The 11,545-nt window shown below is 60.1% G+C and carries 8 protein-coding genes; 7 read left to right on the top strand and 1 reads right to left on the bottom strand.

The annotated features are described in order from the left end of the window. The first annotated feature begins 221 nt into the window (after positions 1–221). From CAF65_RS24190 to CAF65_RS24160, 7 genes are all read left to right on the top strand, one after another. Entirely contained in the window at positions 222–704 is a 483-nt protein-coding gene (locus tag CAF65_RS24190) for a sigma-70 family RNA polymerase sigma factor (protein WP_085718534.1), read from the top strand. Between the two features lie 146 nt (positions 705–850). Beyond that, positions 851–2,188 (top strand): lysine N(6)-hydroxylase/L-ornithine N(5)-oxygenase family protein, encoded by a 1,338-nt coding sequence (locus CAF65_RS24185; RefSeq protein ID WP_085718533.1) that lies wholly within the window; start codon positions 851–853, stop codon positions 2,186–2,188. Between the two features lie 559 nt (positions 2,189–2,747). Beyond that, positions 2,748–5,462: a magnesium-translocating P-type ATPase gene (gene mgtA, locus CAF65_RS24180; protein ID WP_085718532.1), complete on the top strand. Its 2,715-nt coding sequence runs from the start codon at positions 2,748–2,750 to the stop codon at positions 5,460–5,462. Positions 5,463–5,504: 42 nt separating this feature from the next. Next, positions 5,505–6,221 (top strand): MgtC/SapB family protein, encoded by a 717-nt coding sequence (locus CAF65_RS24175; RefSeq protein WP_085718531.1) that lies wholly within the window; start codon positions 5,505–5,507, stop codon positions 6,219–6,221. Between the two features lie 151 nt (positions 6,222–6,372). Continuing rightward, entirely contained in the window at positions 6,373–6,774 is a 402-nt protein-coding gene (locus tag CAF65_RS24170; RefSeq protein WP_085718608.1) for a chemotaxis protein CheY, read from the top strand. Between the two features lie 108 nt (positions 6,775–6,882). Further along, positions 6,883–7,509: a response regulator transcription factor gene (locus CAF65_RS24165; RefSeq protein WP_085718530.1), complete on the top strand. Its 627-nt coding sequence runs from the start codon at positions 6,883–6,885 to the stop codon at positions 7,507–7,509. Next, on the top strand, positions 7,510–10,737 hold the full coding sequence (locus CAF65_RS24160; RefSeq protein ID WP_085718529.1) for a transporter substrate-binding domain-containing protein: 3,228 nt from the start codon (positions 7,510–7,512) through the stop codon (positions 10,735–10,737). A gap of 3 nt (positions 10,738–10,740) precedes the next feature. Here the strand turns inward: CAF65_RS24160 and dkgB are convergent, their stop codons facing one another. Continuing rightward, the gene (gene dkgB, locus CAF65_RS24155) at positions 10,741–11,544 is read right to left on the bottom strand and encodes a 2,5-didehydrogluconate reductase DkgB (RefSeq protein WP_085718528.1); all 804 of its coding nucleotides are present in this window, start codon (positions 11,542–11,544) and stop codon (positions 10,741–10,743) included. Between the last annotated feature and the right edge of the window lies 1 nt (position 11,545).

The raw sequence follows: 11,545 nt of genomic DNA, 5'->3' as shown, positions 1-11,545 counted from the left end.
GAGCTGTCCTGTAAACGATGAGCCGGACGCAGAATTTAGCCGACAACACGAACCCCAGTAGGAGCGACTAAATGCCAGGCAAGTTGAAGCAGTACTTTAAATCTATATGAGAATTACTATAAATTACGCCACTCAATCTGCCACTATCGTGCCACTGCGTGATTCAGCGGGCGCCGAAACGGCTCAAGGACAGAAACCGCACCCCCGTGCGGACGGGAGTCATGTTGGAAAACTACTATCGCGAGCTGGTGTGTTTCCTGAACGCCAGGCTGGGCAACCGCCAGGTGGCCGAAGATGTGGTTCATGACGCTTATCTGCGCGTGCTGGAACGGACCAGCGATGCGCCGATCGAGCAACCCCGCGCCTTCCTTTATCGCACCGCATTGAACCTGGTCATCGATGATCACCGCCGCAACGCCTTGCGTCGCGCCGAGCCGCTGGAGGTGCTCGACAGCGAGGAACGCTACTTCACGCCTTCGCCCCACAAGGTCCTCGATCACGGCCAGCGCCTGGACATGCTCCAGCGTGCCTTGGCGGAGTTGCCACGGTTGTGCCGCGAGAGCTTTCTGTTGCGCAAGATCGAAGGCCTGTCCCATCCGCAGATCGCCGAACAACTGGGCATTTCCCGTGCACTGGTGGAAAAGCACATCGTCAATGCCATGAAGCACTGCCGTGTGCGGATGCGCCAATGGGAAGGCCACTGATCCCCTGGATTCATCAAGCCTCGTTAAATTTTGTTTCATTGTCCTCGTTCCTACTCAACAGACGACCTGTTGTGCGGCCCAAGGCCTGTCAGGTCACTTAGGTTCAATGCCCCGCTTTTGCGGGGAACATCCAGAGGACACTGGAAATGACTCAGGCAATTGCATCGCCCCTCGTTCACGACCTGATCGGCGTCGGATTCGGCCCGTCGAACCTGGCACTGGCCATCGCGCTGCAAGAGCGCGGGGCGAGCCAGGGCGACCTGGATGTGCTGTTCCTCGACAAGCAGGCTGACTACCGCTGGCACGGCAACACACTGGTGACCCAGAGCGAATTGCAGATTTCCTTCCTCAAGGACCTGGTGACCCTGCGCAATCCGACCAGCCCTTACTCGTTCGTCAATTACCTCAAGGCCCACGGGCGCCTGGTGGACTTCATCAACCTGGGCACCTTCTATCCATGCCGCATGGAGTACAACGACTACCTGCGCTGGGTCGCCGGGCAGTTCACTGCGCAAAGCCGTTACGGCGAAGAAGTGCTGACCATCGAGCCGGTGTTGCACAACCATCAGGTCGAGGCGTTGCGGGTGATCTCCCGCGATGCGACCGGGCATCAGCATGTGCGGACTACCCGTTCGGTGGTGGTCAGCGCCGGTGGCACGCCGCGTATTCCCGAGGTGTTCAAGGCGCTCAAGGATGACGGCCGGGTGTTCCACCATTCCCAGTACCTGGCGCAGATGGCCAGACAGCCGTGTGTGGACAATCGGCCGATGAGCATTGCGATCATCGGTGGCGGACAGAGTGCGGCAGAGGCCTTCATCGATTTGAACGACAGCTTCCCGTCGGTGCAGGTGGACATGATCCTGCGCGGCTCGGCACTGAAGCCGGCCGACGACAGCCCCTTCGTCAACGAAGTGTTCTCGCCGGAGTTCACCGACCTGGTGTTCCAGCAGCCTGACAGCGAGCGCGAGCGTCTGGTGAACGAGTACCACAACACCAACTACTCGGTAGTGGACATCGATCTGATCGAGCGCATCTACGGCATTTTCTACCGGCAGAAAGTCTCGGGCATCGCCCGGCATGCGTTCCACACGCTGACCACTATCGAAAAAGCCACAGCCAACGAACGCGGCATCGATCTGGTGCTGCGCAACAACGCCACCGGTGAAGTCTCGGTGCGTCACTACGACGCCGTGGTATTGGCCACCGGTTACGAGCGGCAGATGCACCGCAAACTGCTGGCACCGCTGGAAGAGTACCTGGGCGATTTCGAGGTCGATCGCAACTACAGGCTGATCACCAACGAGCGCTGCAAGGCCGGCCTCTACATGCAGGGTTTCTGCCAGGCCAGCCACGGCTTGAGCGACACCTTGCTGTCGATCCTGCCGATTCGCGCCGATGAGATTGCCGCTTCGCTGTATGAGCATGGCAGGCATTGCGGGCATGGGCGGTCGGTGGTGGACTTGTTGTTGGCGACTGCCAGCTGAGTCAGTAAAGCCGCCTTCGCGAACAGGCTCGCTCCCACACAGGTTCTGTGAACACAGGCCCATTGTGGGAGCGAGCCTGTTCGCGAAGGGGCCAGAAAGAACCCCGCAAACATTGAATCCTGAACCCTTCCTGAAGAGCCGCGCATTTCCCCCGGCAAGCTTTTGTAACGGGTTTACTCTCCAAACATCGGGGCGTAAGCTTCGCGCGTTTTCATCCATTACGGAGACCCAAAGTGGGTACTTGTTCGAGTGACAGTTGTCGGCCGGTCTCGGTAACCGGCATTTTCTCGGCCAGATAACGCGCAGTCTCCTGTGCCGTTGTCTCGCCGAAAAGCGAGCAGCGGCATCCTGATCATGGCCAGTCCTGGCCGTGTCCCGACGTCCCTCTCATCGACGCTGAACAGTGTGTGGTTTCGACTTTTTGTCGTGGCCGCCGCCCTATCGACACGCCTGTCATTTGTGACCGGCGCGCCAAGCCTTGCTTTGCCGGTTGTTCCGGCGGCACAGGCATGGACTTGCCTGCTCGACGGTTTCCCGGCTGACCAAAGGGGCACCAGCCATGAAACTTACCCTCAAGGAACTCTTCGCAGGTTTCCTGCGTAACCGCCACATCGCCCGGCACTTCCGTCGCCTGGCGTTGCTGGAAACCTTCACCGACACCACGGTCAGCCGTGAAGTCCCGCCGACCCTGGCGCAAACCCTGGTGGCCGCCGCCGGTAGCGACACGGGTCAACTGCTCAACAATCTGGGCAGTCACACCGATGGCTTGAGCGAGCTTGAAGCCGATGCCCTGCGCGAGCAATTCGGTCTCAATGAAGTCGAGCATGAACAACCGCTGCCCTGGTGGACGCACCTGTGGCACTGCTACAAAAACCCGTTCAACCTGCTGCTGACGCTGCTTGCAGTCATCTCGTGGCTGACCGAAGACATGAAAGCCGCCATCGTGATTTTCTCCATGGTGGTGCTCTCGACCTTGCTGCGCTTCTGGCAGGAAACCAAATCCAACCAGGCCGCCGATGCCCTCAAGGCCATGGTCAGCAACACCGCCACTGTGATGCGCCGGGACCTTGAGGACCACAGCGCGCAGCGCATCGAATTGCCGATCAGGCAACTGGTGCCGGGCGATCTGATCGTGCTGTCTGCCGGTGACATGATTCCCGCCGATTGCCGGGTGCTCAACGCCAAGGACCTGTTCGTCAGCCAGGCGGCCATGACCGGTGAGTCGATGCCGGTGGAGAAGTTTCCCCGTCAGCAGGACCGCGACACACTCAACCCCCTGGACCTGGACAACATCCTGTTCATGGGTACCAACGTGGTGTCCGGCACGGCCATGGCGGTGATTCTCACCACCGGTAACAGCACCTATTTCGGTGCCCTGGCCCAACGGGTCGGCGCCACTGACCGGGCACCGACCTCGTTCCAGACCGGGGTCAACAAAGTCAGCTGGCTGTTGATCCGCTTCATGTTCGTGATGGCGCCGCTGGTGTTGTTCATCAACGGTTTCACCAAGGGCGACTGGACCGAAGCGCTGCTGTTCGCGCTGTCGATTGCCGTGGGCCTGACCCCGGAAATGCTGCCGATGATCGTCACCTCGACCCTGGCCAAGGGCGCGGTGTTCCTGTCGCGCAAAAAAGTCATCGTCAAACGCCTCGACGCCATCCAGAACTTCGGCGCCATGGACGTGTTGTGCACCGACAAGACCGGTACCCTGACCCAGGACAGGATCTTCCTGGCGCGCAACGTCGATGTCTGGGGCAATGATTCCGATGACGTGCTGGAAATGGCCTACCTCAACAGCTACTACCAGACCGGTCTGAAAAACCTGCTGGATGTGGCGGTGCTCGAGCACGTCGAAATCCATCGTCAATTGAAAGTCGGCACGGCGTTTCGCAAGGTCGACGAGATTCCGTTCGACTTCACCCGGCGGCGCATGTCGGTAGTGGTCGCCGAGCGCGATCAACCTCATCTGCTGATCTGCAAGGGCGCGGTGGAGGAGGTGCTGGCCGTCTGCTCGCGAGTGCGACACGGCGAAGTCGATGAAGCCTTGACCGAAGAGTTGCTGGCGCGCATTCGTCAGGTCACGGCCATGTTCAATGCCGAAGGCTTGCGTGTCGTGGCGGTAGCGGCACGGCCGATGAGCGAAGGACGCGACACCTACAGCCTGGCTGATGAGCAGGCACTGACGCTGATCGGTTATGTGGCGTTCCTCGACCCGCCCAAGGAAAGCACTGCGCCGGCACTCAAGGCGTTGGCAGCCCACGGCGTGGCGGTGAAAGTGCTGACCGGCGACAACGAACTGGTGACGGCGAAAATCTGCCGCGAAGTCGGCCTGGAACAGCAGGGCCTGCTGATGGGCAACGACATCGAACGCATGACGGATGTCGAGCTGGCGAAAGCCGTGGAAACCACCAATGTCTTTGCCAAACTGACGCCCTCGCACAAGGAACGCATCGTCCGTCTGCTCAAGGGCAACGGCCATGTGGTCGGTTTCATGGGCGACGGCATCAACGATGCCCCGGCCCTGCGCACCGCCGACATCGGTATTTCCGTGGACAGCGCCGTGGATATCGCCAAGGAAGCCGCCGACATCATCCTTCTGGAAAAGAGCCTGATGGTGCTGGAGGAGGGCGTGCTGGAAGGGCGCCGGACCTTCGCCAACATGCTCAAGTACATCAAGATGACCGCCAGTTCGAACTTCGGCAACGTGTTCTCGGTGTTGGTGGCCAGTGCGTTCATCCCGTTCCTGCCGATGCTGCCGATGCACCTGCTGGTGCAGAACCTGCTCTACGACATTTCGCAGATTGCCATCCCGTTCGATAACGTCGATGACGAAATGCTCAAGCAACCGCAGCGCTGGCAGCCGGCGGATGTCGGGCGCTTCATGCTGTTTTTCGGGCCGATCAGTTCGATCTTCGACATCACGACATTCGCTTTGATGTGGTACGTGTTCGATGCCAGTACCCCGGATCATCAGACCCTGTTCCAGTCTGGCTGGTTCGTGGTCGGGTTGCTGACCCAGACACTGATCGTGCACATGATCCGCACGCCGAAGATACCGTTCCTGCAGAGCCGTGCGGCCATGCCGTTGCTGGTGATGACCGGACTGATCATGGCAGTGGGGATTTTCCTGCCGATGGGACCGTTGGCCCATTACTTCAAGCTGCAGGCATTGCCGTCGCTGTATTTCGTGTTCCTGCCGATGATCCTGCTGGCGTACATGGCACTCACCCAGGCGGTGAAAGGGTTCTACATCCGGCGGTTCGGTTGGCAGTAAAGGACACCCCTGTAGGAGCGTGTGTTTTTCAAGGAGTTTGATATGCAAGCCATCAACAACCTCAATCTGACTTCGCTGCTCGACACCCTGGTCAGCCTCAGTGCGGCTTTCATCCTCGGTGGCCTGATCGGTTTCGAGCGTCAGTACCGGCAGCGCACCGCCGGCCTGCGCACCAACGTGCTGGTGGCGGTGGGCGCGGCAATTTTCGTCGACATGGCCAACCGTCTCGGCGGGGCTGAAGGCGCTGTGCGGGTCGTGGCGTATGTGGTCTCCGGTATCGGCTTTCTCGGTGCCGGGGTGATCATGCGTGAAGAGGGCAATGTGCGCGGCCTCAATACCGCCGCAACCCTCTGGACCTCGGCGGCAGTCGGCGCCTGCGCCGGTGCCGACCTGCTGGCCGAAGCGTTGCTCGGCACGCTGTTCGTGCTCGCGGCCAATACCTTGCTGCGGCCGATCGTCAACAACATCAACCGTCAGCCGCTGGATGTGATTTCTGCGGAAGTCACCAACATCGTCTATGTCATCGCCCGGCGTACGCAGCGAAAAACCGTGCTGGCCTTGCTCGAAGCCGAGCTGGAGCGCAGCAACTATCCGGCCAGCGATGTCGATGTGCATGCCTTTGGCACGGATGAAATTGAAATCGAAGCCACCCTGGCGACCACCTCGGTCGATGGTGATGAACTGGATGCACTGGTGGCACGGATTTCGATGTCGGCCCTGGTGGTGCAGGCGTTCTGGAGTCCGAGTACCACGGAGTAAAGGCCAAGGGTTCCGGGGCGAGGCGCGCTTGCGTTTCCCAAGCAAGAGTCAGACTAACCCACATGGATTTAGGAATATTCCTACATAAACCTAGGGTGGTCTTCCGTAGGCTTTGCGACCTCTTGAAACCGACATCCTTTTGGAGGTCACCTTGGCGAACAAATCCTTGCGCATCCTGATCGCCGATGCGCAGCACTTCAACCGCCTGCGGATCGAGCGGCTGTTCAACCAGCTCGGCTACTTTCGGGTGGCGCCGGTGCAGAGCCTCGACGAGCTCCTTCCACTGGTGGAGTACGGTTGCACGCCTCTGGATCTGGTGCTCGTCAATGGGGCGATGGCCAACGGAGTGCTGGAGCTGTTCAATTTCCTTGCCGACAACCCGCAGGTTCATCACGGGTTTATTTTCAATGAACAACAGGCGCCATTGCCGCCAGTCTCAGGCAAAGTCCAGGTCAGCCGGGCCGCTCTGCCTGACCTGGCGACAATCACGCAGTTGATGAGCGCCGTCGATCATCCGCTACCGTTCGTCGGAACTGTCATTTCTGTCAGGTAGTTCCTTCCGGCCTTCCATGCCAAAGTCTATGCGCAGCGTTGTGCCCAACCGCTGCGGTGCCTGGAGGGCATTTTTTGCCCGAACGTGTGGTTTTGCACGGGAGTTGTCATGAAGTCAGCACTGATTGTGGAAGATCATCCGGTGGTTCGCTCCATGATCAAACTCGTACTCAAGGGTGAGGGATTCAAGCAGATTTACGAGGCCTCCCGTGGCGATGAGGTGTTGTCGTTGATCCGGGAGCATCAACCGGATGTCGTGTTGCTTGATCTGGGCCTTCCTGGTGTGGCGGGGCTTGAGGTGATGGACCGTATCAAGGCCGAGAACACGCAATGTCGCGTAGTGGTGTTCACCTCGCTGGAGGCCCAGTTTTATCAGGATCGCTGCATGCGGGCCGGGGCTGTTGCCTATGTTTCCAAGAGCAAGGACCTGGACGACTTGAAGGCGGCGGTGAATTCGGTGATGGCCGGCTACACCTATTTCGCCCAGATATCTTCGAGTTCCGTGTTGGCGGGGGATTTGCAACGCAGTGAAAAGCAACTGATCGACAAACTCTCCAATCGTGAGTTGACCATTCTGCAGTACCTGGCCCGGGGCTCGAAAAACCTGGAAATCGCCGAGCTCATGCACCTGAGCTACAAGACCGTCAGCACCTACAAGACCCGACTCACCCTCAAGCTCAACGTGAGTTCGTCGGTGCACTTGAGGGATTTCGCCTTGCGCAATCATTTGATCTGAATGAACGGTCCAAGGCGACTGGCAGGTTGGGTACTGACTGGCCTTCTTCTATGGGCATCGACGGCCTGTGCGCAACAGTCGTTGACCCTATTGGGGCGCTCGAGTGCCGAAGGTCTGAGCGTCAGGTTGTCGGACGCCGAGTTGCGCTGGCTGCAGCAAAAAGGCCGATTGGTGCTGGCTGTTTCGACGCCGGACTATCCCCCCTTCGAGTTCAACACGGCGGGCAAAGTGTTCGAAGGTGTGACAGCCGATTACGCCGGGTTGCTCGAACAAATGTTGAACGTTGGCATTGAGGTCGAACGTTATCCGTCGCGGGCCGATGCGGTGCAGGCCATCAAGGAGGGGCGGGCAGACCTGCTGGGAACGGCCAATCGATTTGAAGCCGAAGATCCACAGCTGCAGATGTCCAGCGCCTACGCGGTCGATCAGCCGGTGCTGGTCACGCGTACCGATTTCCCTCCGGTGCTCGACCCGACACTGGCCGGCAAGCGGCTGGCGATGCAGTATCACTACTTGCCCGAATACAGCGTGCAACAGTTCTATTCCAAGGCGCAGGTCCAGCTGTTTCCCTCGACACTGGCGGCAATGGGCGCCGTGGCATTCGGCCAGGCCGATGTCTATCTGGGCGATGCGATCAATGCCCATTATCTGATCAGCAGGAACAACCTGAGCAACGTGCATCTGACGGACTTCTCGCCCATGGAGTCCGGGCGTTTTGCCTTTGCGATGGCCCGCGACAACGTTTCGCTATTGCGCATCGTCAACAAGGCGTTGGCGGTCATCACCACTAATGAACAAATGAATATCCTGCGTCGTTGGGGGGCAAACGGGGTCTCTATCCCGGGCACCGAGTCATTGCAATTGAGCGTGGCCGAACAGCGCTGGCTCGAACGCCACCCGCGGGTGAAGGTGGCGATCAACGAAAACATTCCGCCAATTACATTCATCGACAGTGAAGGAACATTTCGCGGTATTGGCGTCGATGTGCTGACGAAAATCAGTTCGCGTACCGGGCTGCAATTTGACATCCAGGGCGTGAAGTCGGTGGCCGAAATGATGACCGGCATCTCCAGCGGACAGATCGATGTGCTGGCCGGTATCGGCCTCAGTTCCCAGCGTGACGACGAACTGCTGTTCACTCGGGCGTTTCTGAGCAGCCCTTCGGTGCTGGTGACCCGCGCGGCTGCGGACAGTCCCAGGACACTGGATGACATGGCGGGAAAGACCTTGGCGCTGACCCGGGGCAACGTTGTCAGCGAGTACATTCGCCAGCATTACCCGCTGATCCGGGTGGTGGATGCGCCACTGTCGACGGACGCCATGGAAATGGTCGCCCAGGGCAAGGCACAGGGCGGCATCAACTCGCTGATCAGCGCCCGTTACCTGATTTCCCGGCAGTATCGCGATCGCCTGCAAGTGACCAGCACCGTGGGCACCCACCCCGCCCGAAGTACCCTGGCAACCAGTCGCGAGGCCAGCGAACTGCATTCGATTCTGGACAAGGCGCTATTGAGCATCCCTCCCGAAGAAATCGACGAACTGACCCAACCCTGGCGCTATGACTCGATGGTCGAACAGAGCTACTGGCTGCGACACCGGCAGGCGATCGTGCAGGCGTTTGCGGTGGCGGGTGTCTTGCTGTTGCTCGCGTTGGCCGGGATCGTCTGGCAGCGCCGGCAGATTCGCCAGCGTCAGCAATTGCTCGGGCAATTGCAGGAAGCCAAGGACGCGGCGGACGACGCCAACCGGGCCAAGACCACGTTCCTGGCCACCATGAGCCATGAAATCCGTACGCCGATGAACGCATTGATCGGCATGCTCGAGCTGGCGTTGAAACGGGCCGACGAAGGTGTGACCGACCGCGCCGCCATCGAGGTCGCGTCCAACGCCGGGCAGCAGTTGCTGGATTTGATCGGCGACATTCTGGACGTCGCCCGGATTGAATCCGGGCATTTGTCGCTGGCGCCGGAGCGGGTCAATCTGCACGCGTTGGTGACGTCGGTCTGCCGGGTGTTCGAAGGGCTGGCGATGCAGAAGAATCTGCAGTGGCGGGTCGAGCTCGACGAACACAGTGACCGCGACGTGATGCTCGACCCCACGCGTTTCAAACAAGTGCTATCCAACCTGCTGAGCAATGCGATCAAGTTCACCCGTGAAGGCCAGGTGGGCCTGGTACTGCGCGTGCAGCCTCAAGCCCCGGCGCATCTCGCCGTCAGCGTACAGATTGAGGACAGCGGCATCGGTATCAGCGCTTTCGACCAGCAACGCCTGTTCAGCCCTTTCGTGCAGGCGGGCAACAGTCGGCAGAGCGCCCGGCAAGGTTCCGGCCTGGGCCTGGTGATCAGTCGTACCCTGTGCGAAACGATGGGCGGCCAGTTGCAACTCGACAGTGAACCTGGGCGCGGGACGAGGGTGGATATCAACCTGGTGCTGCCCGCCCTGCAAGCATTACCCGCGGCGGGGGGGCCCCAGGATCCGGCGCAGCTCACGACCCGGGCGTTGTCGATTCTGGTGGTCGACGATTATCCGGCCAATCGTCTGTTGCTCTCGCGGCAGCTGAGCTACCTGGGCCATCGTGTGGTGCTGGCTGAAGACGGGGCACAGGGGCTTGAACAGTGGCGCGCAGGCGGGTTCGATCTGGTCATTACCGACTGCAACATGCCGGTGCTCAGTGGTTATGAGCTGGCGGGCGCGATACGTGAGCAAGAGCAGGTGCAGGGGCTGTCGTCGACGCCGATACTGGGCTTTACCGCCAATGCGCAGGTCGAGGAGAAGGCCCGGTGTCAGGCGGCGGGCATGGATGATTGCCTGTTCAAACCCATTCGCCTGGTGGATTTGCAGGCGTGGCTGGCCCAGCGGTTTTCCAGCGTACCCTCAGCGGTAACTGACGACCGTGGCTTCGCCGAGTTCGATTTGAGTGGGCTGGAGCACTATGCGGATTCGGACCGTGAGCTGATCGATCAACTGAAGCACGATCTGGCGCTGACCAATCGCGAGGACCGCGTGCATTTGCTGGCCTTGCACGCCAGGGGCAATCGTCCCGGATTGCAGGAACTGGCACACCGGATCAAGGGCGGGGCGATGATGGTACGAGCGCTTGGCCTGGTCGAGTGTTGCGAACGACTGGAGCAGGCGTGCCATGACGGCCGTGCGGCACTGGTCGACGACGCCGTCGACCAGTTGCAGCAAGCCATGACCCGCCTGGACCAGAGTCTCGGGCAGGGTTGAGGTTCAATCCCAGCTCGGAGCGATGCCTTTGGGGCTGGTCAACCGGTGGCCGCGATCCAGTGTTGCGATCAACGCCATGTCGGCCTCGCTCAAGGTCAGCTCGCGCGCCTTCAAGTTGCTTTCGAGGTTGGCCCGACGAGTGGAAGACGGGATCACTGCGTAACCCGATTGCATGGCCCAGGCCAGGGTGACCTGAGCCGGCGTCGCTTGCAGGCGTTCGGCGATCTGCTGGATGAGCGGGTCGTTGAGGGCTTCACCGTAAGCCAGGGTCATGTATGACGTGATGCCGATCCCCTGGCTCTGGGCGAACGCGACGACATTGCGGTTTTGCAGGTACGGGTGCAGTTCGATCTGATTGGTAGCGATGTGCTCGGCACCGATGGCCGCTATCGCTTGCTGCATCAGGTCGATGGTGAAGTTGGACACGCCGATCTGTCGGGTCAGGCCCAGGCGCTTGGCTTCGAGCAGGGCGCCCATGAACGCCTCGACCGGCACCTGATCTTCCGGCGACGGCCAGTGGATCAGGGTCAGGTCCAGGTAATCGGTCTGCAGTTTACGCAGGCTTTCCTTCAGGCTTTCGATCAGGCGATCACCCGCCAGGTTGGCGACCCAGATCTTGCTGGTGATGAACAGTTCTTCACGGGCAATGCCGCTGGCAGCGATAGCTTCGCCGACATCGGCTTCGTTCTCGTAGATTTGTGCGGTATCGATCACCCGGTAGCCGAGCGCCAGGCCGGTGCTCACCGAATCGATGACCACCTGGCCTTGCAAGCGAAACGTACCCAGGCCGAAGGCGGGAATGGACATT

Origin of the sequence: Pseudomonas sp. B28(2017), from assembly GCF_002113025.1 — a bacterium.
GTDB lineage: Bacteria > Pseudomonadota > Gammaproteobacteria > Pseudomonadales > Pseudomonadaceae > Aquipseudomonas.
Note: the sequence above shows the minus strand (reverse complement) of the source record. Positions and strands in the feature narration are given on the sequence as shown.